The organism is Rheinheimera sp. F8 (genome assembly GCF_001518915.1).
Window position 1 is genome coordinate 4,294,764 of record NZ_CP013656.1, and the last position, 24,072, is coordinate 4,318,835.

General features: G+C 52.5%; 22 protein-coding genes. 15 read left to right on the forward strand and 7 right to left on the reverse strand.

Annotated features, from left to right (window positions below; translation table 11 throughout):
- Positions 1 to 3 precede the first annotated feature (3 nt).
- On the forward strand, positions 4 to 858 hold the full coding sequence (locus tag ATY27_RS19045; RefSeq protein WP_208930668.1) for a DMT family transporter: 855 nt from the start codon (positions 4 to 6) through the stop codon (positions 856 to 858).
- Positions 859 to 874: 16 nt separating this feature from the next.
- Here the strand turns inward: ATY27_RS19045 and ATY27_RS19050 are convergent, their stop codons facing one another.
- Both ATY27_RS19050 and ATY27_RS19055 read right to left on the reverse strand, forming a co-directional pair.
- The gene (locus ATY27_RS19050) at positions 875 to 1,690 is read right to left on the reverse strand and encodes a hypothetical protein (protein WP_208930667.1); all 816 of its coding nucleotides are present in this window, start codon (positions 1,688 to 1,690) and stop codon (positions 875 to 877) included.
- A gap of 318 nt (positions 1,691 to 2,008) precedes the next feature.
- A complete protein-coding gene (locus tag ATY27_RS19055) occupies positions 2,009 to 2,416 on the reverse strand; it encodes a phosphate ABC transporter substrate-binding protein (protein ID WP_208930666.1) in 408 nt (135 codons plus the stop codon).
- 205 nt (positions 2,417 to 2,621) lie between these two features.
- Between ATY27_RS19055 and miaB the strand changes: the two genes are divergently transcribed.
- The 6 genes from miaB (at position 2,622) to ATY27_RS19085 (ending at position 8,988) form a co-directional block, all read left to right on the forward strand.
- Positions 2,622 to 4,058, forward strand: coding sequence for a tRNA (N6-isopentenyl adenosine(37)-C2)-methylthiotransferase MiaB (gene miaB, locus ATY27_RS19060; protein ID WP_208930665.1), 1,437 nt, complete (start codon positions 2,622 to 2,624; stop codon positions 4,056 to 4,058).
- Between the two features lie 93 nt (positions 4,059 to 4,151).
- Positions 4,152 to 5,264 carry a PhoH family protein gene (locus ATY27_RS19065; RefSeq protein WP_244151268.1) on the forward strand — a complete coding sequence of 371 codons (1,113 nt, stop codon included), beginning with the start codon at positions 4,152 to 4,154 and terminating at the stop codon, positions 5,262 to 5,264.
- Positions 5,265 to 5,720 (forward strand): rRNA maturation RNase YbeY, encoded by a 456-nt coding sequence (gene ybeY / locus ATY27_RS19070; protein WP_208930663.1) that lies wholly within the window; start codon positions 5,265 to 5,267, stop codon positions 5,718 to 5,720.
- A 21-nt stretch (positions 5,721 to 5,741) separates the two neighbouring features.
- The gene (locus ATY27_RS19075; protein ID WP_208930662.1) at positions 5,742 to 6,608 is read left to right on the forward strand and encodes a transporter associated domain-containing protein; all 867 of its coding nucleotides are present in this window, start codon (positions 5,742 to 5,744) and stop codon (positions 6,606 to 6,608) included.
- Positions 6,609 to 6,641: 33 nt separating this feature from the next.
- Positions 6,642 to 8,306 (forward strand): apolipoprotein N-acyltransferase, encoded by a 1,665-nt coding sequence (lnt, locus tag ATY27_RS19080; RefSeq protein ID WP_244151267.1) that lies wholly within the window; start codon positions 6,642 to 6,644, stop codon positions 8,304 to 8,306.
- A 133-nt stretch (positions 8,307 to 8,439) separates the two neighbouring features.
- On the forward strand, positions 8,440 to 8,988 hold the full coding sequence (locus tag ATY27_RS19085) for a glycine zipper 2TM domain-containing protein (RefSeq protein WP_279614555.1): 549 nt from the start codon (positions 8,440 to 8,442) through the stop codon (positions 8,986 to 8,988).
- Between the two features lie 64 nt (positions 8,989 to 9,052).
- Here ATY27_RS19085 and ATY27_RS19090 read toward each other — a convergent pair whose 3' ends face one another.
- The 5 genes from ATY27_RS19090 to ATY27_RS19110 all read right to left on the reverse strand — a co-directional run bounded on the left by ATY27_RS19090 (position 9,053) and on the right by ATY27_RS19110 (position 13,689).
- Positions 9,053 to 9,583, reverse strand: coding sequence for a cytochrome b (locus ATY27_RS19090; RefSeq protein WP_208930660.1), 531 nt, complete (start codon positions 9,581 to 9,583; stop codon positions 9,053 to 9,055).
- Positions 9,584 to 9,702: 119 nt separating this feature from the next.
- Positions 9,703 to 10,026, reverse strand: a complete 324-nt coding sequence (locus tag ATY27_RS19095) for a hypothetical protein (protein WP_208930659.1) — start codon at positions 10,024 to 10,026, stop codon at positions 9,703 to 9,705.
- Positions 10,027 to 10,044: 18 nt separating this feature from the next.
- A complete protein-coding gene (locus ATY27_RS19100; RefSeq protein ID WP_244151266.1) occupies positions 10,045 to 10,695 on the reverse strand; it encodes a DUF2959 domain-containing protein in 651 nt (216 codons plus the stop codon).
- 4 nt (positions 10,696 to 10,699) lie between these two features.
- Entirely contained in the window at positions 10,700 to 13,120 is a 2,421-nt protein-coding gene (locus tag ATY27_RS19105; protein ID WP_208930658.1) for an ATP-binding protein, read from the reverse strand.
- 107 nt (positions 13,121 to 13,227) lie between these two features.
- Complete coding sequence (locus tag ATY27_RS19110) at positions 13,228 to 13,689, reverse strand: hypothetical protein (RefSeq protein ID WP_208930657.1); 462 nt, start codon at positions 13,687 to 13,689, stop codon at positions 13,228 to 13,230.
- 326 nt (positions 13,690 to 14,015) lie between these two features.
- Here ATY27_RS19110 and ATY27_RS19115 point away from each other — a divergent pair, with 326 nt between their 5' ends.
- The 8 genes from ATY27_RS19115 to rlmH all read left to right on the forward strand — a co-directional run bounded on the left by ATY27_RS19115 (position 14,016) and on the right by rlmH (position 24,069).
- Positions 14,016 to 16,889, forward strand: a complete 2,874-nt coding sequence (locus ATY27_RS19115) for a TonB-dependent receptor (protein WP_208930656.1) — start codon at positions 14,016 to 14,018, stop codon at positions 16,887 to 16,889.
- A gap of 142 nt (positions 16,890 to 17,031) precedes the next feature.
- A complete protein-coding gene (locus ATY27_RS19120) occupies positions 17,032 to 18,204 on the forward strand; it encodes a serine hydrolase (RefSeq protein ID WP_244151265.1) in 1,173 nt (390 codons plus the stop codon).
- Positions 18,205 to 18,352: 148 nt separating this feature from the next.
- Positions 18,353 to 21,001: a leucine--tRNA ligase gene (gene leuS / locus ATY27_RS19125; RefSeq protein ID WP_208930655.1), complete on the forward strand. Its 2,649-nt coding sequence runs from the start codon at positions 18,353 to 18,355 to the stop codon at positions 20,999 to 21,001.
- Positions 21,001 to 21,489: an LPS assembly lipoprotein LptE gene (lptE, locus tag ATY27_RS19130; RefSeq protein ID WP_208930654.1), complete on the forward strand. Its 489-nt coding sequence runs from the start codon at positions 21,001 to 21,003 to the stop codon at positions 21,487 to 21,489. The genes leuS and lptE overlap by 1 nt, the downstream gene beginning before the upstream one ends.
- Before the next feature lie 3 nt (positions 21,490 to 21,492).
- Entirely contained in the window at positions 21,493 to 22,533 is a 1,041-nt protein-coding gene (gene holA / locus ATY27_RS19135; protein ID WP_208930653.1) for a DNA polymerase III subunit delta, read from the forward strand.
- Positions 22,534 to 22,537: 4 nt separating this feature from the next.
- Positions 22,538 to 23,176 (forward strand): nicotinate-nucleotide adenylyltransferase, encoded by a 639-nt coding sequence (gene nadD, locus ATY27_RS19140; protein ID WP_208930652.1) that lies wholly within the window; start codon positions 22,538 to 22,540, stop codon positions 23,174 to 23,176.
- Between the two features lie 98 nt (positions 23,177 to 23,274).
- The gene (rsfS, locus tag ATY27_RS19145) at positions 23,275 to 23,595 is read left to right on the forward strand and encodes a ribosome silencing factor (protein WP_208930651.1); all 321 of its coding nucleotides are present in this window, start codon (positions 23,275 to 23,277) and stop codon (positions 23,593 to 23,595) included.
- A 3-nt stretch (positions 23,596 to 23,598) separates the two neighbouring features.
- Complete coding sequence (gene rlmH, locus ATY27_RS19150) at positions 23,599 to 24,069, forward strand: 23S rRNA (pseudouridine(1915)-N(3))-methyltransferase RlmH (RefSeq protein WP_208930650.1); 471 nt, start codon at positions 23,599 to 23,601, stop codon at positions 24,067 to 24,069.
- Positions 24,070 to 24,072 lie beyond the last annotated feature (3 nt).

Sequence of the window (24,072 nt, forward strand, 5' to 3'; positions counted from 1 at the left end):
CCTGTGACACCTTCCCGACTCTATCTGGCTGCGGCTTTATTGTTATTGGCGGAAGCCTGCTTTGCCGGCATCGGTGCGCTGGTCAAACTGACCAGTGAGTCTGCCAGCCAGGTGCAGGTGGTGTTTTTCCGCAATTTTTTTGCGCTGTTGGTGATGCTGCCGTGGATCTACCTGCAAGGCATGCAAATACTGAAAACTGACCGCTGGTATTTACATCTGAGCCGGGCCACTACCGGCATCATTTCCATGTACTGTTTTTTCTATGTGATCAGCCAATTACCTTTAGCACAGGCCATGTTGGTCTTGCTGCTCTCGCCTTTTGTTGTGCCCATTATTGCCCGCTTCTGGCTAAATGAACGGCCAAGCCGCTTAACGTTGTTTGCCATTGGTTTGGGCTTTGTCGGCGTCTTTATTGCGATCCCAGTCAGTGAAGGCCCTGGCAATTGGTTGATGCTGGCGATTGGACTGTTGTCAGCGGTGCTGGTGGCGGTAACCAAAACCACCATCCGTTATATGTCGGATACCGAACCTGCCGCCCGCATCGTGTTTTATTTCTCGCTGCTGACGGCCATTATTTCTTTTATCCCGGTACCATTTGACTGGCATCCGTTGCCGGCAATCGCCTGGTGGGCCTTTGCCGGGATGGGGGTATTGGCCGCTGCCGGACAGATGGCAATGACCCGTGCTTATGCCTTAGCACCCGCCAGTGATATCGGGATGTGGACATACAGCAGCGTGGTATTTGCCGGATTGTTTGGTTATTTGTTCTGGCAGGAGCCGGTGTCAATGGCCTGGTCTGCCGGTGTGCTGATTATCTTTTATGCCGGTTATGTCACAAGCCGGCAGCGCTTGTTCTGAACGCTGCCGGTCTTGCTCAGAACACGCGATCGTAACTGATACTCAGCGCATTGGCATCGCCATAGGTTTGTTTAAACCACTGCCCACCACAATCCTGCCAGTGGTCCAGCTGTACTTTAACAGCAGCAGCAGAGCTGACGTCAAACCGCACCACAGCAGAGGATAACCGGTGTTTCTCCTGGTCCGCTTCTGTGGTCAGTTCCAGCGGATTCATTACATTGATTTTTTGCTGGTACAAACCATGTGTCAAATACCAGGCCCAGCCATCGAGCCTTTTGCCGCTTGTCAGGGTATAAGCCAAATCACGGCCATAAGACTCTGTGCGGTCGGAGAAAAACAACTCGGCACTGAAGATCCAGTCCTGATAATCAATCAAACCAGATGCACCAAACAGCATTTGTTCAGCAGGCGTGGACCAATCCTCGTTGTCACTGACTAAACGGCTTTGCGTATCGGACTTCATCAGCATCAGGCGGCCTTCAAACCAGTCGCGGTTCATCAGCACTTCGGCGCCGATGATTTTGCGCCAGCGCGTATCGGTTTCACTGTCGATGCCGTTATAAATTTTCATGTAATCATTGTCTTTGCGGGTTTCGCTGCCAGCAAAAGTATTGACCAGCCCACTCCAGTCGCCGGCCTGAAAACTATGATTCCAGTTAATCCCGTTGTAATTGACCGCTTCCCAACCATAGGTTTGCGGTGGCAGGTGCACCCACGGATAAGTGAAGCTGACATCCTGTTGTTCTGAGTAATAAAATAACGGTAAGCGCTTTCGGCCAACCTGTAGTAAATCATTGTCGCCCAGTTGCCAACCGGCATAAACCCATTCCACAGTTGGTCAGACAGCTGCAGATTGCCTTGCAAGCCCAATTTCGAGTCGGCAGCAAAATCCCAGCTGCTGTCAATGACACCCGACTGGGAAAAATCGGAAATCATACAAGGACAATTTATACCAATTTCATTTTTTCCCTGCACCGAGCCACTCAGCGTTTTGCCGGCAGCCAGAGTCATAAAACCACTCCAGTTAAACTCTGCCGCATACCCATTGTTGACAAACAACGTACACACAAGCAAAGGCAAAGCCTGCTGCTTAGGATTCAGCCAATTCATGTTATTTACTCCGGCATTAATAAAAGGCTAGCCCTGCGGCTCAGAAAGTGGCCAGTACTTTGACCTTATCTGTGACAGATGCTTTGTCGACGTAACCTATGACGCTCGGATTCTGACTGACCAGTTCGAGCATTTCTGCATCGGTACTGATCTCTTTTGGTGGTGTGCCTTTGCCGGTAAATACCAGCTTGGACCAATAAGCTTTAATCTGGCTGCCGGATTTATTCAGCACCTTCTGATTAAATTGTTCTGTGGTTTTGCTGCCTTCTGCCTGACCTAACGGTAAAGCAGCTTTGCCATCCGGAAAGCTTTTACTGCGTCCAAGGTAAATTTGCGCTATGGCTTCAGGATTTAACGCTGCGGCATTGGACGGATGTACAACAACTGCAACTTCGGCGAATACGGATGCACTGAGAAGTGCCAAAGGCACCCAAAGAATTTTCTTCATTTTAAGCTCCACGCTTGCCTTACAACTTTTTTGAAGTGTAGACCAGTATTCTGAACATACTGAACTGAAAGCAAAATTTTACCAATTCGCCAGATTGGCCCAAGGCTGCCACCGAATAACCTGCACAAGGCTGGTACTTGTGCGGGGTGTCAGTTAAAATACGCGCCATTTTTCCGTCCGACTTTTTTACAGGCAAATTCTGACCATGAGCAAAAAGCTGCACATTAAAACCTGGGGCTGCCAGATGAACGAATACGATTCATCCAAAATGGCTGACTTACTGGATGCCACTCATGGCTATACCCTGACTGAAGAAGCAGAAGAAGCGGATGTTATTTTATTAAACACCTGCTCTATCCGCGAAAAAGCCCAGGAAAAAGTGTTTCATCAGTTGGGCCGCTGGCGTCCGCTGAAAAAGAAAAATCCGAATTTAATCATTGGTGTTGGTGGCTGTGTCGCCTCGCAGGAAGGCGCCGCTATCCGTGAACGCGCGCCTTATGTTGACATCGTGTTTGGTCCGCAAACCTTGCACCGCCTGCCAGAAATGATCAATGCCGTCCGCGGTGACCGCTCTCCGGTGGTCGATGTTTCTTTCCCGGAAATTGAAAAATTTGACCGGCTGCCAGAACCAAAAGCCGAAGGTCCCAGCGCTTTTGTATCCATTATGGAAGGCTGCTCAAAATACTGTACGTTCTGCGTCGTGCCTTACACCCGCGGTGAAGAAGTCAGCCGCCCGCTCGATGATGTACTGCTGGAGATCGCGCAGCTGGCCGAACAAGGCGTGCGGGAAGTCAATCTGCTGGGGCAGAACGTCAACGCTTATCGCGGTGAAACGCACGATGGCCAGATTTGTCACTTTTCTGAATTACTGCGCCTGGTCGCCGCCATCGACGGCATTGACCGTATTCGCTACACCACGTCGCATCCGGTTGAATTTACTGACGATATTATTGAAGTCTATCGCGATATTCCTGAACTGGTAGACCATCTGCATTTACCGGTGCAAAGCGGATCTGACCGGATCCTGACGCTGATGAAACGCAACCATACCGCGATTGAGTACAAAGCCCAGATCCGTAAGCTGAAAAAAATCCGGCCCAATCTGTCGATGTCATCCGATTTTATCATCGGTTTCCCTGGTGAAACGGCGGAAGATTTTGCCCAGACCATGGACCTTATCAGCGCCATCGGCTTTGATATGAGTTTCAGCTTTATCTACAGCGCGCGGCCAGGCACGCCGGCGGCCGACCTGCCGGATGATGTGTCGGAAGACGAAAAAAAGCAGCGTCTTTATATTCTGCAGGACCGCATCAACCAGCAATCACTGCAAATCGCCCGTGGCATGTTGGGCACTGAACAGCGTATTCTGGTGGAAGGTCCGTCGAAAAAAGATCTGATGGAATTGACCGGCCGCACCGAGAACAATCGGGTGGTGAATTTCGAAGGCACGCCTGATATGATTGGGCAGTTCGTTGATGTCCGGATCACCGATGTGTTCACCAATTCCCTCAAAGGTGTAGTGATCAGAACGGAAGCAGAGATGGACCTGCGCCGGGAAATTTCCCCGCAACAAATTATGGCCCGGCAAAACCGGCCAGAAGGCAGCGCCGATGCACTCGGCGTCGCTACTTACCAACCCTGAACACCAGCTGCAGTTGCTGCAGGCCTGTAGTGTTGATAAGCAAGTCCGGTCACCATACCGGACTTTGTTTATCCAGCGATGAGAGAAGGACATTTGGACAACCCGATCAGCAGCCTAGAATTCAGTTTTACCCCCGCTGACCACCAGCGTCTTGCGATGTTATGTGGCCCTTTTGACGATCACCTGCATCAGATTGAACGGCGTTTTCGCGTACAAATCCAAAACCGCGAAGAAAAATTCCGCCTGCTTGGCCTGACCGAGCAACTACCACTGGTGCGTCAGTTGCTGGAGTCGCTGTATCTGGAAACTGTCTCCGCCAATGGCAAAATACAGCCATTGAGCCCGGAACAGGTCCATCTGAGTCTGAGCAGTGTGGAAAACCCAAGCAGTCTGGTCAGTGTGGATGCGGCGCAGAACGAAGTCAGCATCAAAACCAAAAAAGGGTTGATTAAAGGCCGCAACGCCAATCAAAGCCGTTATGTCGCCAATGTGCTGACCCATGACGTGACCTTTGGCATCGGTCCGGCTGGCACCGGTAAAACCTATCTGGCAGTCGCCTGTGCCGTCGATGCACTGGAAAAACAGCAGGTGCGCCGTATTGTGCTAACCCGCCCTGCCGTTGAAGCTGGTGAAAAGCTCGGCTTCCTGCCTGGTGATCTGGCGCAAAAAGTCGACCCGTATTTACGGCCTTTGTACGACGCGCTGTTTGATATGCTGGGCTTTGAAAAGGTTGAAAAGTACCTCGAACGCGGCACGATCGAAATCGCACCGCTGGCCTATATGCGCGGACGCACTTTAAGTGATGCCTTTATCATTCTCGACGAAAGCCAAAACACCACGGTCGAGCAAATGAAAATGTTTTTAACCCGGATTGGCTTTAATTCCAAAGCAGTGATCACCGGCGATGTCACCCAGATCGATTTACCACGCGGTCAGTATTCAGGTCTGAAACATGCTATCGACGTGTTGTCTGCAGTCGACGCACTGAGTTTCAACTATTTCCAGGCCAAAGATGTGGTGCGCCACCCAGTGGTGCAGAAGATTGTGATCGCTTATGAAGCGCACGAAAAAGCCGTGGCCGATGCCAAAGCGGCGGCACGTGCTGCTGAACAAGCTGAAATCGTTGAAAAAGCCGCCCAGCAGGCGCTTGCCGCTACGGCAGATCCTGTGGCCAAACCGGTACGCCGGCGCAGCAAAGAGGTTTAAATGGCGATTATCCTGGATTTACAGCAAGCCAGCACGGCAACAGACTTACCGACTGAAGCGGAGCTGCAACGGGTACTGGAAGCAGCGATTACGCCTTTTCAGGCTGACGCGGAAGTGACCATCCGCATCGTAGATGAAACCGAAAGCCAGCAGCTTAATTTTGATTATCGGGAAAAAGACAAACCGACCAATGTGCTGAGTTTCCCATTTCAGTGCCCACCGGGTATTGAGTTACCGTTGCTGGGTGATTTGGTGATCTGTGCTCAGGTTGTCGCGCGCGAAGCGCAGGAACAACAAAAAACCCTGCAGGCACATTGGGCGCATATGGTGGTACATGGCAGCTTGCATTTGCTCGGCTTTGACCATATAAATGACGCTGACGCCGAAGAAATGGAAGCGGAAGAGATCCAAATATTACAGGAACTTGGCTTTGCCAATCCCTATTTGATTGACTGAACATGGAGCTGATTTGAAGTCATGAGTGACGACAATCCACACTCGGGACGCGGTTCTGCCGTAAAATCCTGGTTAGAGCGCATTGCCGCGATTTTTACTGCAGAACCCCAAGACCTGTCCGATTTACAAGCGATCATCACCGAGGCCAATGCCCGCGCGTTAATCGACACTGATACCAAAGGCATGCTGCAAGGCGTGCTGGCAATCTCCAAAATGCGGGCACGCGATATCATGGTGCCACGCTCACAGATGGCGACTATTGATATCGACCAGCCACTGGAAGAATATCTGCCGATTTTATTGGAAAATAATCACAGCCGTTACCCGGTGGTCAATGAAGATAAAGACCACATCGAAGGCATTCTGATTGTTAAAGATATCCTGCAATATGCACTAAAGCCGCAGACTGAATGGCAGCTGCGCGACATCTTAAGACCGGCCGTCATTATTCCGGAAAGTAAAAGGGTTGATGCGCTGCTGAAAGATTTCCGCCAGCAACGTTACCATATGGCCATTGTGGTTGATGAATATGGCGGCGTGTCCGGCCTTATCACTATCGAAGATATTCTGGAGCAAATCGTCGGTGAAATTGAAGATGAGCACGATGAAATTGAAGGCTCCGACATTCGTAAGCTCGGCAGCCATGTATTTTTGGTCAGCGCTTTAACGCCCCTCGATGAATTTAATGAAGCCTTTGCCACCAGTTTTGATGAGGACGAAGCCAGTACCATTGGCGGTATTGTGCTACATGCCTTTGGTCATATGCCGGTGAAGGGTGAAAGTATCAGTCTCGGCGGTCTGACTTTTAAAGTGAACAAAGCGAACAATCGTCGTTTGGTGCAGTTACAGGTCATTAAGCCCAAAACTGACAGTGCCCAGGATGAATAATAGCGGCACGGACCGTGCCGCAGGATGAACTCAGTGCAATTCAGAATTTCCGCCCGCACCGGGCTGCTCAGCCTGCTGCTGCTATGCGCAGGTCTACTTAATACTTTTGCATTTGCGCCATATAGCTGGCACGCCCTGCCCCTGTTGACCCTAACTATATTGGCAGTCACTTTACGCCAGAGCCAGACCCCAGGTCAGGCTGCCTGGCTGGCCTATTGTTATGGTCTCGGCTGGTTTGGCCTGGGCGTCAGTTGGGTCCATGTCAGCATCGCCACTTTTGGCGGTATGCCACTGATTGCCAGTCTTGGTATTATGGCGTTGCTGGTTGCTTATTTGTCCTTGTTTCCTGCTCTCGCAGCCTATACTGCGGCCCGTTTGGTCGCAAATCGGTCGCACTACTGGCCATTGTTGTTAGCTGTCTGCTGGACGCTCAGCGAGAACCTGCGCTCCTGGCTCTTTACCGGCTTCCCGTGGTTATCACTCGGTTATAGTCAAACAGATGGTTGGCTCGCCAGTTATGCGCCGCTGGTTGGCGAAACCGGCATTAACTTTATCCTGCTGTTGGCCGCCGGTAGTTTTGCGTTGTTATGGCGTTATCAAGCAAACCGGGTGGCGCAGTGGCAGTTAGCCGCTGCGGTCATGTTGCTGGTGCTGGCCCCTGCGCCAAATCACTTCAAAGGCTGGCAGACAACTGGCGCACAAGTGCCGGTCGCGCTGGTACAGGGCAATATCCGTCAGGAGCTGCGCTGGGCGCCAGAGCAGGAACTGCCGACGATGAAAAAATATATGCAGCTGACCCGGCCGCAGCTGGCGGAGCGGCTGGTGATTTGGCCGGAAGCGGCGATCCCGCAGGTAGAACCTGAAGCGCAGGCTTATTTGTTTAACCTTGATATGCTGGCTGCAGAAAACAAAGCGGCGGTGGTCACCGGGATCCTCGATTGGAAACGCAATGGCGATGCCTACAATGGCATGATTGTGGTCGGTGATACCGGCGTGAAAGGCCAGATTTATCATTACGAAACGCGCAACCGCTACCAGAAACACCACCTGTTACCGATTGGCGAATTTGTGCCGTTTGAACGCTTCCTGCGTGACGTGGCACCATTTTTTGACCTGCCAAACAGTTCCTTCGCCCGCGGTGAATGGCAACAGCCGAATCTGCAGGCCAAAGGTTATCAGCTACTGGCAGCACTTTGTTTTGAAATCGCTTTTCCACGGCAGATCCGCGCCAATTTCAGCGATGACACCGATTTTTTGTTAACTGTCAGCAACGACGCCTGGTTTGGTGATTCACATGGCCCCTGGCAACATCTGGAAATTGCCCGGATGCGGGCGCTTGAATTTGGTCGTCCTCTGCTGCGTGCCACGAACACCGGCGTGACCGCGGCCGTTGGCGCCGATGGCCAGGTGCTGGCACAGCTGCCGCAATTTCAGGATGGCGTGCTGACGCTGGATGTTCCATTGACTCAGGGCCGTACGCTGTATAGCCAGGTTGGTGACTGGCCGCTATACGCGTTCTGCCTGCTGACCTGCGCCATGCTGTGGTGGCGGCAGCGCCAGCGCAAAGAGACGGCTCCTGCAGCGTTGTTCACGCCAGCCAACACTGCTGAACCTGTGAGTGTCACGCCGGTCGAGCCAATGGCTGAGCATGCGCCAGCAGAACCACCAACAAAAGAACGGATTGAGCCACATTTCTGAAACTTGTCTAACCTGCAGATGCTTGCACTTAAAGGGACAACTAATTTAGTAGTCCCTTTTTTCATTCAGCCACAATACAGTTACAGCCGGTTAGTCTGTCCACCAAGTCAGTCGGACTTTTCGGAGTATCTTTATGAGTAAAATGATGATCGTTGGTTCTATGTTAGGCGCAGCCGCTATTACTGCCTTAGGCGCCGTCGCCACCAACTACACCAGCAGCAAAAACAATCAACCACAATGGGTTGAAATCGTCAGCAGTAAAGCGCTGACAGAAACCTCCACTGAACCGCAACAACAATGCACCACTAAAAAAATCGCCAAGACCGCACCGGTACAGGACCAGCATGAAATTGCCGGCACTGTGATAGGAGCAGTGGTTGGTGGTGTACTGGGTAATCAGGTCGGTGGTGGTTCAGGTAAAAAACTGGCAACGGTTGCCGGTGCTGCCGCCGGTGGTTATGCCGGCAAACAAGTCCAGGAAGACATGCAGCAAAAAGATGTGAGCTATCAGGAACAACAAGTGTGCAAAACGGTGCAAAAGACCGTCGAGAAAACTATCGGCTATGAAGTGCGTTATCTGCATGATGGCGAGCTGAAGACCACGCAGGTCAGTCAGAAACCATCAGGCCGGATGTTATTGCAAGATGGCAAGCTGATGGCGGTAGAACCCGTCAGTTCGTAACCTTCAGCCGGGTTCCCGGCAGCGCTCTGGCCATTAATCCTGAAGGCCAAAGCGCTGCTTTTTCTTACTTCAGTTTCATCCGCACCAAGGTGTTGTCTTTGACAATATGGTGGTGGTAAATCGCCGCCAGCGCATGGATACCGATCAGTGCGTAACCGGCATCCGCCAGCAATTCGTGTAAATCTTCAAAAGTCCCGGCCAGCTCTTCATTCGGCGCGATCAACGCCGGTAATTCGAGCCCCCAAAACGGGATCACTTTGCCCTCGGCCGATAAAATCAGCCAACCCAACAATGGTAAACCAATTAACAGCGCGTACAGTGCCAGATGCACCAGCGCCGCCAGTTTGTGCTGCCACACCGGCGGCACAGGTTCAATCGCCGGATAAGGCTGGCGGCTGCGAAACCAGAGCCGCGCCACAGTCAACAGCAATACACTGAGTCCCAGCATATAGTGTACGGTCTTCATCAATTCACGTTCTGGACTGCCGCGTTCAAAATTACTGCGAAACTCCATGGTGCAATACACGGCAATAATCAGCAGAACAGTGATCCAGTGCAAAGCAATGGTTGGAAACGAATAACGGGATGTGCTCATCGGGTGGCTCCGTATCAAAATAATAATCTGCGCTCAGCATGCAGTATGCGATCGCAACAAACCTTGCGGTACCGCAAAGATAACAGCGAATGCTGAAGAAACTCTGAGTTACCAGCTAGTCACCAGCGGCCAAAATACTGGTCAATTAACAACATCAGATGATGATTTAGCTCTTCGACCAGTGTATCGGCGTCTGTCTGGTAACTGCTGCACAGCCGTTCGGCCTGACTGTCAGTCAGCACCCGACCAGCCAGCGAAAACTCTAACTCAGGTAACGATTTATCAAATCGTGGCGTCAACACCCATTGCATAAAGGCCGGGGTGTGACTACTCACCAGCGGCTGGGCAAACTGACAAAACTCGGTAATATATTGCGCGCCATCTGGCCCCAGACAACCAGGCTCCAGCCGGTAAGTCGCTACCACCACAGGTTTGTTTGTCATGCCCATTCCTTCGTGCTGTTAAGACTGTTTGATCGCTGCGATAAACTGGTTCGAGTCGGCAATAGCCCGGTTCATGTCCTGCACCAATTGCTCGACATCCTGTTGCAACACAGAGAATTCACCGGAAATTGCCCCGACCGCTTTCGCGTTCAGATTATGTTTTAAATACAATACATTATCCTGCAATACCCGCAATACCGGCGGCATTTTGCTCTCGGCGCGGCGCATGACTTTAACCAGTGCATCAAACTGACGTTTGGTATCGAGCAGCTTTTGTTTGCTCTCAGCCCGCAGTTTTTTATTCTGGTATTGTTTTAACTCATCATCCCATTCGTTAAACAGGTCAAACGCCACCAGCTCGACTTTATTGATGCGGCTACTGACGTCCGCCGCCGCTTTTTTACTGTCTTCATACTGGCTGTTCAGCGCTTCATAGCGGCCTTGCAGATCGCCGCCATGGAATCCGATCAACTGTGACAGCTGATCCAACGCATCTTTAAATTCCTGCTGACCGGCAATCTGCGCATCCCGCGCTTCTTCAACCCGGTCGATCAGGATGTCACGTTTATGAATACCCACCTTTTCCATCGCCGCATAATAAGCCGTCGAGCAGCCCCCCTGCGCCAACAATGTCGCCAGCATTAGCGCCAGCCATCCCATTTTTTTCATCAATTTAATTTTCCTCAGCGCCGCCATTGACCAATTCAGCAATGGCAGCAAGTTTTTGCATCGTCAGTGCGTTTAAGGTTTTTTTCGCATACTGGCCTTTGGCATTACGCTCGCCGGCGGTCAGACCGGTTAACAGCTCCAGCGCTTCATCCACAGTGCGCACCGTGTAAATGCTAAACAAGCCGGCTTCAACCGCATTGATCACATCCTGATGCAGCACCAAATGCAGCAGATTGCTGGCCGGGATCACCACGCCCTGCCGGCCGGTCAGGCCACGCGACTGACACAGCTTAAAGAAACCTTCAATTTTTTCGTTCACGCCGCCAATGGCCTGGACCTGACCATGTTGGTTGATCGAGCCGGTGATCGCCAGATCCTGCCGCAGTGGCATGCCGGAGATCGCCGAGATCAGCGCCAGCACTTCCGCCAGCGACGCACTGTCGCCGTCAATCAGGCCGTAAGATTGTTCCATCGCAATATTGGCGGACAGCGTCAGCGGGAATTGCTGCGCATATTTGGCGCCGAGATAACCGGTCAGCAACATCACACCTTTGGAATGGATGGCTTTACCGAGTTCGACTTCCCGCTCGATGTCGATCACACCATTTGAACCCGGATAGACAGTGGCACTGATCCGTGCCGGCGTACCAAAGGCAGTGTCGCCAATTTCGAGCACTGTCAGGCCGTTGATTTTACCAACGGCCCAGCCGTCGGAATCAATCAGGATCTGGCCTTCCTGAATATCTTCCAAAAATGACTCGCTGATGCGGCCGGTGCGGTATTGTTTGCCGGCTAAGGCCTGCTGCACATGGGCGCCGGTCAGCTCGGCATCGCCTTGCTGATTGGCGTAATAACAGGCTTCGCGCACCAGTTCCAGCACGTCGGCAAAGCGCGCCGATAGTTTGCGCTGATGTTCGGCCTGGCGGAAACTGAATAACAACAATTGCTTCAGACCACAGACCGTCAGCGGGCCTGCTTCCAGCTGCTGGATCTGATCCTGCAGCTGCAGCGACATATATTTAATGGTTTGATCATTAAGCGGCAGATAACTTTCAAAATCGGCCAGCACGCGGAACAATTCGTTAAATTCATCGTCAACGTCCTGCACCAGATAATACAAATCGCGCGAGCCGAGCAGCACCACTTTGACGCTAAGCGGAATGGCTTTGGGTGTGATAATGGTCGAGTTAGTAACCGCGTGTTCACTCAAGGTATCGATAACAATCTCGCCGGATTTCAGTGCCAGTTTCAGCGCGTCCCACACTGCGGGTTGCGTCAGCAGCCGGTCTGCGTCCAGGATCAGGTAACCGCCGTTGGCTTTATGCAAAGCGCCGGCGCGGATCATGCGGTAATTGGTGTACAAAGACCCCTGCGCCGAGCTGTATTCAACCCGGCCAAACAAATTGCCGTAACTGGGGTTGGCTTCAAACACAATAGGCGCGCCGGACATCGATTCGTGATGCACCAGCACATTGGGTACAAAGTCGTTGATAAAAAAGCTGCGGATATCCAGCTCTTCGGCTTTGTCGCTCTCCAGCTCTTCCGGCAACAATTCCAGCACCGCTTTCACCAGTTCCGGCCGCATTTCGCGTAAGTAACGCAAAATACCCAGCTCAGTGACATAGTCGTGTTCCAGCTGCTTTAACAGCGGTTTGATCGCCTGTTCGATCGTTTCGCGGCGCAGCGTACGCAGATTTTCCGATAACTCACGTTTCCACTGCGGCAATTCCAGCAGCTGCTCGTTCAGAATGGTTTCCAGCTCGCTGACCAGTTCGTAAAAAAACTGCCGTTTATCATCGGCCAGATTGGCAAATTCAGCATCGTCCAGCGGTTTGCCGTCGATCATTGGTGAAAAACTAACGGCGCCGTTTTCTTCGTACAGCACCACCTGTTTTTCCAGTGCTTTACGTTCCACCAGCGCGATGGCAGCTTCGTATTTATTGTCAAAAGCGGCATGGATGGCTTTTTTGCGCCGTTGATAACCCGGGTTATCAAAGGCGGCCGGGAAGGTGTCGAGCAGTTCGTCGATCAGCGCTTCGAGTTTTTTCACCAGCACGCGGCCTTCACCCGGCAACAGGCGCAGTGTTTGCGGTGTGCGTTCGTCGTCAAAATTATTCAGATAACACCAGTCATCCGGCGTTTCTTTTTCACTGGCCGCCTGCTGCAGAATATCCTGCACCAATGTGAAACGGCCCAAGGCCGGTTCGCCCATCACATACAGGTTATAGCCCGGCATATCCATGCCGATAGCAAAACCCAGCGCGGCCTTGGCACGGTCCTGACCGATAAAGGTGCTGCTGTATCCCGCCACGTCTAATGCATCTTTGATCTGGGCGTCGTCCAGTTGCGGGGATAGCTGCGCCGCACTAAGGGCGAGCAGCTGAAGTTTAGCGTCGGCAGCTTTGGTTACTGCAATTTGCGTCATGCCGTAGATTCCTTACAGGGATATACCGGCATACTAACAAAATCAGTAGCATGCCGAAAACATATCTGTGCTGTGGCACCAGATCTCTTTGGCACCACAGGAAAAGATCAGACCGGCAGGCCACGACGCAAAAAGTGCCCACCGCCGCAAGCCTGACAAGGGATCAGTTCCGCTGGATGGTTGTAATGCAACACTTCGTTGCATACACGACAAACATACAGCCCCATCCCGACCGGTTCGCCCTGCAGATACAACCCCTGATGCGACAGATCCTGCTCCAGTTCCTGCCATTCCACCTGGGTTTTATCAGTGACCTGGGCCAGCAGCTGCCACAAGGTTTCCGGCCAGATCGACGGCGGCTGCGGCTGTTGTTGCTGATGAAAAAAAGTTTCGATAAAAAGCTGGGTCTCGTAGGCGGTCAGCTCCCGGCCGGCTTTGACATAAGCACTGATGGTGTCGGCCAGCTGCAGCGCCGGTTTCAGCGTCGGATCAACGCCAGGCGGCTGTCGCTGCAGCATCTGATCAAGTTGCTGCAGCCAGTGCCGGTATTTTTGCATTAAATCAGCCATCTTCACCTCGTACCACAGACCCGTTGTAAGCCGAGTATAGCTGGCTGCGGTCAGGACATCCGCACAACATCAGCACACACAGCCCCAGATCAATGCCGGCCCCCATTGCAATCAGTGCCGGGCCAGCCCTGTATATTAATTGTACCGATTTTGTCGTTCATTATGATTTTTCTGTGAAATCACCGCAATTTTGTTGTTCCCGATTCATCAACTGTCTAGGTTGTCGCCGCTGCGGCCCCTAGTACCTATTTTATGAAAACAACTTCTCCCTGCGATCATGACGAACCGGGGGCTGCAGTACACAAGCCAATTAGAGGATATCCAGGATGTACAAAAATAATAAGCTGGCGATTGCCGTACAAATCGCCCTGAGTTTGGGTCTGGTCAGCCAGGCGCAGGCGCAACAAACCCAGACCGACGACAAAGTCGAACGGATTGAAGTGACGGGTTCAAAAATCAAACGGATCGGTGAATTATCGCCTACGCCAGTGACCGTGATCACTGGTGATTCTATCGTTGATGCGGGTGTCACCAACGTCGGTGAACTGCTCAATGACATGCCAAATGCTGTTACCGGACTGTCACCAGAAACCACCAACGGCACAATTTTCGCTTCCGGTCTGAACAACACAGCATTACGCGGTCTTGGTACTAACCGCACGCTGGTGCTGGTAAATGGCCGCCGTTTTGTTGGTTCTAACCCGGGCAACAGCGCAGTCGATTTAAACAACATTCCAACGGCGATGATCGAACGCATCGAAGTGTCCACCGGCGGTGCTTCCGCCGTGTACGGCTCTGACGCCGTGGCAGGTGTAGTGAACATCATCACGAAAAAATCATTTAACGGCTTTGAAGTCGATGCAGCGACCAGCCGGCCGTCACAAAGTGGCGGTGAAGAAGATTTTTACAGCCTGACTTTTGGCAACAGCGAAGGAAAATCCGATTTTATCGCTAACCTGACGTACGCAGAGCAGTCACAGATCCGCGGCAGTCAGCGTGATTTTGTCCGCGATGGTCTGATCATGATCGACAACCCGGATAACAAAACCGGCACTGACGGTATTCCTGGCCGTATTGTCTGGGAAAAAACCGGTAATCCAATTCTGATCAACTATGGCAAAACCGGTACTTTCGCAGTCGGCGGTAAGAATTATGTGTTTGCCAATGACGGTTCAGTACGTCCATTTGATATGAATGGCGGCACGGCTTATCCGTTCGTTACAGGCAGCGCCAACAACAGCCGTTATTTATCTGCGGACGGTGCGCCGGGCGATGGTTACAACACGCTGGACCACACTTACCTGCGCACCCCGCTGGAACGTCTGAACCTGAATATGAATTATGGTTATCAGATTAACGATGACCACCGTTTTACCTTTGAATCCACATATTCGAATACAAAAGCCTTTGGCGAAAGCTCTCCGGCATTTTTTGTATTAAGCGGTGCTAACGGTATCGACCCGCTGAACCCAATGCTGACTGACAGCGCGCGCAAGTTTTTTGCCGACAACAAAGTCACTTCACAAATCCAGAATACCTATCTGGCGGATATTTTCGGTAACCGTAAATACGACCAGAACCGTACTCTGGCCCGTGCGGCTATTGGCCTGGAAGGTGTGTTGACGGATACCTGGGGCTACGAAGCATATGCCCAGAAAGGCCATGTCGATGCCAATTCAAAATGGTTTGGTGAAATGCTGGAAGACCGCTTTTATGCCGCGATCCAGGCCACCCGTGATGCCAACGGCAATATTGTCTGTAAAGACGTGACCGCCCGTGCCCAAGGCTGTGTGCCGCTGAACATTTACGGCTCCGGCATGGCTTCTCAGTCTGCATTGGATTGGATCCGCACCGATGCAATGCGTGATGCCACATTGGATCAGGATGTTGCCGGTTTCACCCTGACCGGTGATATCTATGAATTGCCGGCCGGTATTGTTGGCTCGGCTTTCAGTGTGGAATACCGCAAAGAGCGTTCATCATCGTTGCCAGATCCGGCAATGCGTTCAGGCGCGTTATTTAACAACCAGTCCTCGCCTTTATCCGGTGAGTTCTCTGTGCGCGAAGCCTCTGCCGAATTCTCCGTGCCGTTACTGGCTGACCTGGCTTATGTCAAAGACCTGACGCTGGAAACTGCAGTCCGCGCGATGGATTACAGCACCACTGGCGGTGAAAATGCCTGGAAAATCAGTCTGAACTACACCATCAACGATGACCTGAAACTGCGGCTGAACCGGTCGAAATCCGTCCGGGCACCCAACATTGGTGAACTGTATAACCCGCCGGGCCAGACCTACAGTACGCTGGTGGATCCATGCCAGCAACTGCGCATCGACAGCGCCGGTGTGTACAAAGCCAACGTCGAGAAAAACTGTCGCGCTGATGGTATGCCACAAGGCTGGTCGCCAACACCAGCATGGGTCAATGGCGGCAATAAACCTGGCTTTATCATCGGTAACACCGATCTGAACAGCGAGCGCGCTTACGACATCACAGCCGGCTTCATCTATACACCGTCATACCTGGATGGTTTCAGCCTGACCGTGGATTACTGGAGCTTTAAGATCGCGGATATGATCGAAAGCCACACCGCCCAAAACGTGGTGAACTTCTGCTATCAGCTGGACAGCCTGGATAACCCGTATTGCTCACTGTTCACCCGCGATACAGTGACACGTGATATCACCAACTACTTCGTGAAGCCGGTGAACTCTGCGTCTGCCGAACTGGCAGGTTACGATATCGAAACCAACTATAAGTTTGATCTCGGCAACTACGGCAACCTGGACCTGCGTTTGATTGCAACTTACACCGATTATTGGAACCAAAACACCACAGGCCGGGCCGGTGATAACCGCAAGTATGCCGGCAGCTACGACACGTTCCGCTGGAAAGGCCGTTTTAACGCCAACTACAGCTATGACGACCTGTCGCTGGCATTAGGCGCAACCTATATCCACAGTTCAGTCTGGGATCGTAACGCCTGGACACCGGAAGTGAACAACTACAACGATATCGGCTCTTATATTGCCTGGGACTTAACCGGTAAATATAACCTGACCCCAGAGCTGCAATTACGCGCTGGCGTGCTGAATCTGGCGGACCGTCAACCGGTGCGCAACCCGAATACTTATAACTCGGGTGAGCACTACGACATTCTGGGTCGTCGTCTGACGCTGGGTGTGAACTACAAGTTCTAATCCCTACCCGGATTTAGTCCATAACCAAAGGAGAGCTTGCCTCTCCTTTTTTTCGCCCGCGATTTACCTGCATTGGTCGCAGCCCGGTTGCCTGTCGCCAATTCCGCCGACATGCTGCTGATTTGCATCAGGAGTGCAGCAATTGACCTGCCATGCTATTCGTCGCTTATGTGCTGTGCTGTTTGTGATCTCTATCCCGTCAATGGCCACGCTGTATTTCCCGCCGGCCGGCCAGTGGGCCGAAGCCACACCACAGAGCCTGCAGCTTAATCCACAGCGGCTGCAACAGGCGGTCGATTATGCAATCGCCAGCGAAAACAAAGCTCCCAAAGATCAAGCCATAGTGCAGGCCACCACTTTTGGTGCGCGCGAGCCTTATGATCAAATCATCGGGCCTATGAGTGTGCGGGCCGGCGCTAATGGCCTGATTGTGTATCAGGGCAAAGTCGTGGCGCGCTGGGGTGATGTCGACAAAGTTGATATGACGCACAGCATTACCAAAACTTTTTTAACCACTGTGACTGGTCTTGCGCTGCAACAGGGCCTGATCCACAACCTAAACGATAAAGTCGCAGCTTATATGCCACCGGGTGTGGATTTGTATCAGGGCGCGCATAACAGTCAGATCCGCTGGGAGCATTTATTACGTCAGAGCAGTGACTGGCAAGGCACCTTGTGGGGTAAACCGGACTGGGCCGACCGGCCGGAAGGCAAAACACCGGCCGACTGGCCACAGCGCCCACTGCGCACCCCCGGCAGTTTTTACAAATACAACGACGTGCGGATGAATCTGTTGGCGCTGTCCACTTTATATGTCTGGCGCAAACCACTGCCGCAGGTGTTACACGAACGGATTATGCAGCCGATTGGCGCATCGTCGACCTGGCGCTGGGTTGGCTATGACAATAGCTGGCTAGAGCTTGATGGTCAGAACATGCAGTCAGTGTCCGGTGGCGGTCACTGGGGCGGCGGTATGTTTATCAATGCCTGGGATTTGGCCCGTTTTGGTTATCTGTTTTTGCGTGACGGTAACTGGAATGGCCAGCAACTGGTCAGCCAGCAGTTTATTCAGCAAGCTCGCACGGGTGGCCCGGCTAACCCACAATATGGTTTTGCCAACTGGTTTTTAAATACCGATCAAAAAGCCCTGCCGAGTGCCCCCACCTCTGCGGTGACCTTTGAAGGCGCCGGCCGTAATGTGATTTATCTCGATAAAGAACATGATCTGCTGATTGTCACCCGCTGGATTGGCAATGGCCCCGAGCTCAATCAGCTGGTCGGCAAAGTACTGGCGGCGCTGCCTGCGGCAAATTAAGCCGATTCAGCTGCTATATGGCAGCAAGAAGCCGCTGTCAGGCCATCGTGGCAGTTGTTGCCACTGGCCTGAATGCGTTATCCTAACGGTAATAGTTTTTATTTTTTGCCCATATCCCCCGTGATATTTATCTGTTGAGATCCTTTGCATGCAAGCACCAGAAAACAGCACTCAGGCCCCTTCAGCGCAAGCCGTTGCAGCGCCATACGAACCGCGCCTGATTGAAACCGCGTTACAACAGCACTGGGCGAGCTCAAACGCCTTTAAAGTGACCGAAGACCCAAGCAAAGAAAAATACTACTGCCTGTCGATGTTTCCTTATCCAAGTGGCCGTTTGCACATGGGCCACGTGCGTAACTACACCATCGGTGATGTGATCAGCCGCTTCCAGCGCATGCAGGGTAAAAACGTCATGCAGCCAATGGGCTGGGATGCGTTTGGTCTGCCGGCAGAAAACGCCGCGATTGCTAACAAAACCGCGCCGGCCAAGTGGACCTACGCCAACATCGAGTACATGAAAAACCAGTTAAAACGCCTCGGTTTTGGTTATGACTGGGACCGCGAAATCGCCACCTGCAAACCAGAATATTACAAATGGGAACAATGGTTCTTCACCAAGCTGTTTGAAAAAGGTCTGGTCTACAAAAAAATGGCTACCGTCAACTGGGACCCGGTTGATCAGTGTGTACTGGCGAACGAGCAGGTCATTGACGGTCGCGGCTGGCGCTCAGGCGCGTTAGTAGAACAACGCGAGCTGGCGCAGTGGTTTATCAAAATCACCGACTATGCCGAAGAATTACTCAATGACCTAGACCAGCTGGACGAATGGCCAGAGCAGGTCAAAACCATGCAACGCAACTGGATCGGCCGCTCTGAAGGCGTCGAAATCAAGTTCAGCCTCGGCGGTTCCAGCTACGATTTCACCATTTACACGACGCGCCCGGATACGTTATTCGGCGTCACTTATGTCGCTATTGCGCCACAACACCCGCTGGCGCAAAAAGCAGCAAAGCTTGACGACAAGCTGGCGGCCTTTATTGAAGACTGCAAAGGCAATAAAGTTGCTGAAGCCGACATGGCCACCATGGAGAAAAAAGGTCATCCAACCGGTTTCTTCGCGGTCCACCCACTGACCGGCGAACAAGTGCCAATTTTTGTCGCCAACTTCGTGCTGATGGATTACGGCTCAGGCGCAGTAATGGCGGTGCCTGGCCATGACCAGCGTGATTTTGAATTCGCGACCAAATACGGCCTGCGGATCAAACAAGTGGTTGCACCGGCTGCAGGTTCTACATCTGTGGTGGATCTCAGCAAAGCGGCATTTACCGAAAAAGGCGTGTTAATCAACTCTGGTGAGTTTGACGGGCTGGAATTCAGCGCTGCATTTAAAGCGATCTCTGACAAGCTGGTGGCGAAAGGCGTCGGTCAGGTCAAAGTCAATTACCGGCTGCGCGACTGGGGCGTATCCCGTCAGCGCTATTGGGGCGCGCCAATTCCGGTACTGACGCTGGAAGACGGCACGCAAGTGCCGGTGCCTGCCGATCAACTGCCAGTGCGTTTACCGGAAGATGTGGTGATGGATGGCGTGAAATCGCCTATCAAAGCTGACCCGGAATGGGCCAAAACCAGCTATAACGGCAAAGCTGCTTTCCACGAAACAGATACGTTCGACACCTTTATGGAATCGAGCTGGTACTACGCCCGTTATTGCAGCCCGGACAGTACCGATATGATGTTGGACCCGACCAAAGCCAATTACTGGCTGCCGGTTGATCAGTACATCGGCGGCATTGAACATGCCATTCTGCACTTACTGTACTCGCGTTTTTTCCACAAACTGATGCGTGACGTTGGCCTGGTGCAATCGGATGAGCCATTCAAACGCCTGCTGTGTCAGGGCATGGTGCTGGCGGAAACTTTCTACCGCGACAACGAAGGCGGCAGCAAAACCTGGTTCTCGCCACAAGATGTCGCAGTTGAACGCGACGACAAAGGCCGTATCACCGGTGCTGTGCTGAAATCCGACGGTCAGAAAGTTGAATCGGCTGGCATGAGCAAAATGTCGAAGTCAAAAAATAACGGCATTGACCCGCAAACGGTGATCGACCAGTACGGCGCTGATACAGTACGACTGTTTATGATGTTCACGTCACCGCCAGAACAAACGCTGGAATGGCAGGATTCTGCCGTGGAAGGTGCGATGCGTTTCCTGCGCCGCGTCTGGACGCTGGTCAATGAATTTAACGCTTTTGGCCCGATTGACACACAACTCGCCGCGCTGGATAAAGCAGCATTAAATGCCGACCAGAAAGCGCTGCGCCGTGAACTGCATAAAACCATTGCCAAAGTGACCGACGACCTCGGCCGGCGTTATACCTTTAACACCGCAGTTGCCGCCATTATGGAGCTGATGAACAAGCTGCAAAAAGCCGCAACTGAGACCGCGCAGGATAAAGCCGTGTTGGCTGAAGCCATCATTGCCGTATTGCAGCTGCTGAACCCAATCACGCCGCATTTATCCCAATATCTGTGGAAAACACTGGGCCATAGCACTGAGCTGGAACAGAGCGGCTGGCCGCTGCTGGATGAATCCGCGCTGGTGGAAGACGCTAAGCTGGTAGTGGTACAGATCAACGGCAAAGTGCGCAGCAAAGTCACAGTGGCGCTTGATGCGACACAAGACGACGTGTTGGCACTGGCGATGGCCGAAGACATAGTTCAGAAGTACTTAGAGGGCGTTGAACTGAAAAAAGTCGTCTATGTACCAGGTAAACTGCTGAGCCTGGTGGTCGGCTGATGCGCGGCTGGCGTCTGTCTGTACAGGTGCTGCTGCCGCTGCTGCTGAGTCTGTTGCTCAGCAGCTGCGGATTTCAGTTACGCGGTTCATTACCTTTGGAAAAATATCCGGCGGTGTACCTGCAAGGCGATAAGCATTCCGAACTGCTGCAGCAATTGGGTTTGCAACTGGAACGTAATCAGGTCAAATTGCTCGACAGTTCAGACGCCGGCGCCGCCATTTTTGTGCTGGATTCTGACAGTCTGCAGCGCCGTACTTTGTCGTTGTTCCCAAACGGCCAGGTGGCGGAATATGAACTGATTTACAAAGTGAATTATCAGCTGGTATTGCCGGGGCAAGAGCCACGGCCATATCAGATTGAGCTGTACCGCGATTATCAGGACGACCCGTCCCGCGCGCTGGCAAAATCAAAAGAACTGGACCTGATGCTGACCGAGCTGCGCTCGCAGGCGGTCGCCCGCATTATCCGTCAGTTCGGCCGGCTGTAAGCCATGCTGAAACTCTATGCCAATCAACTGGCGGCCAGCTTAAAAAAACAGCTGGCCACCATTTATCTGGTATTTGGTGAAGAACCGCTGCAAAAACTGGAAAGCCTTGATGAGATCCGCGTGGCGGCCAAATCTAAGGGTTTTACCGAGCGGCAAAGTTATTTATTGGAAGCCCAATTAGACTGGGACAGTCTGTTCGGTGAATTTAACAGTCTGTCGCTGTTCTCCGATCGCAAGCTGATTGAGCTGGATCTCGGCACCAGTAAAATCACGCCGGCACAACAAGACCAGCTGAAAAAAATCCCGGCGATGCTGCATCCGGACATTTGTCTGGTGTTGCACGGCGCGCGAAACAGCGGTGAATTCAGTAAAACCAGCTGGTTTAAGACCTTGTCAGAACAAGGTGTGCAGGTGCAGTTTTACCCGCTGGACGACCATCAGTTTATGCGCTGGCTGAAAGAGCGAGCGCAGCAACTTGGCCTGAAGCTGCAAACTGACGCACTGCAATTATTGCAACACCATGCTGCCGGCAACTTACTGGCGGCACGGCAGGAGCTGGAAAAACTGGCGCTGACGGCTCAGGGCCAATGGCTCGATGGCGCCTTTTTACAACAATATCTGGCTGACCAATCGCATTTTACTGTGTTCCAGCTGGTTGACGCGCTGCTGGCGGGCCAGGGCGAAGAAGCCTTACATCGGCTGGATCGGCTGCTACAGCAGGATACCGAGCCGGTGATTATCGCCTGGCAGCTGCAAAAAGAAGCCACAACTTTACTGGCGCTGCAACAGGCAGGTCAGGTCGGTGACGAACAGTATAAAAAATATGGTATCTGGCCGAAGCGCCAGCCGCTTTACCAGCAGGCACTGCTGCGATTGTCAGCGAACTGGCTGCATTTTTTACTGCAGGAACTACAGACTTTTGACCGCGGTTTTAAATCCGGTCAGTTGACCCACACCGAAACCGCGCTGGCGCACCTGGTAACGCTGTTTATCAAACCGGTGCCCAAAGTTTTTTCGCTGCAGCAACTGGTTGCCGGGGACTAAGACAATGTCAACGCCCGCCCCGTCGCCCAAACTCCGTGGCTTTTACGGTGGTACTTTTGACCCTATTCATCAGGGGCATCTGCAGTCGGCGTTATTTGTGCAGCAATATTGTCAGCTCGATAGTCTGGACCTGCTACCTTGTCATTTACCACCACACCGCGACTCGCCAAGCAGTAGTCTGCACCGCGCCGAAATGGTGCGTCTGGCCATCGCACCTTATCCGCAGCTGCAGCTCAATTTACTGGAGTTGACACGGCATACGCCCTCTTACACCGTCGATACGCTGGAACAACTAAAACAGCAATATCCCGGCGATATCTTGTGCTTTGTCATCGGTATGGATTCACTGGCCTATCTGACGCGCTGGCACCGCTGGCGCGAGATCCTGACACTTTGCCATTTACTGGTGTTAGCCAGACCGGGTTACAGCAGCGCTGATGGCGATGCACCAGAGTTATTGCAACAGTTTGGTGCGACCAGCTTCACACAATTAAAACAAGCCAATTGCGGTCAAATTTTGCTGCTACCCAATCCACCGGTCGACGTCTCCGCCACGGCAATTCGCAGCGGTCAGGCCCCGGCGGCGCTGCAAATTTCAGCAGTGCAGGCTTACATCCGTCAGCATGGTCTGTATCCACAATAAAAATTGCGCAAAAGCCGGCACAAAGCCGGCTTCGCCGCTTTGGTTTGACCGGTAGAAACTGTTAACATGCAGTGTTAGCAATTGAAGGACTCCGCTCTGTGCACAGCCACCAATTAGTCGCCTTTGTGGTCGACAAACTCGACGACATGAAAGGCCGCGATATCATCCAGCTCGACGTCAAAGGCAAGTCTTCCGAAACCGAATATATGGTGATTTGTTCCGGCACTTCCAACCGCCACACGCGGTCTGTTGCCGGTTATCTGGTCAACGAAGCGCGCAAAGCCGGCCTGCATATCATCGGTACTGAAGGCGATCGCGGCGGAGAATGGGTGCTGATTGATTTGGGTGACGTGGTCGTGCATGTAATGCAGGAAGAATCCCGTCAGTTTTATCAACTGGAAAAACTCTGGGCGGCCTGATCAATGAAGCTGATGCTGATTGCCGTTGGCACCAAAATGCCTGCCTGGGTAACCACCGGATTTGAAGAATACGCCCGGCGTTTCCCGCGTGATATGCCGCTGGAGCTGATTGAGATCCCGGCCGGTAAACGCGGCAAAAATGCCGACATCAAACGTATTCTGGATCTTGAAGGCGAAAAAATGCTGGCAGCCGTGCCCAAAGGCGCCCGCATCATCACCTTGGAAGTAGAAGGCGGATATTGGTCCAGTCCACAGCTGTCACAAAAACTGGTGCAATGGCAACTCGATGGCCGCGATGTTTGTCTGCTGGTCGGCGGGCCTGAAGGCCTGGCGCCGGCCTGTATCGCGGCCAGTGAAGGCAAATGGTCGTTATCGGCCCTGACGTTGCCACATCCGCTGGTGCGGGTCGTGCTGGCTGAAAGCCTGTACCGCGCATGGAGTATCAGTACCAACCATCCTTATCACCGCGAGTAACGG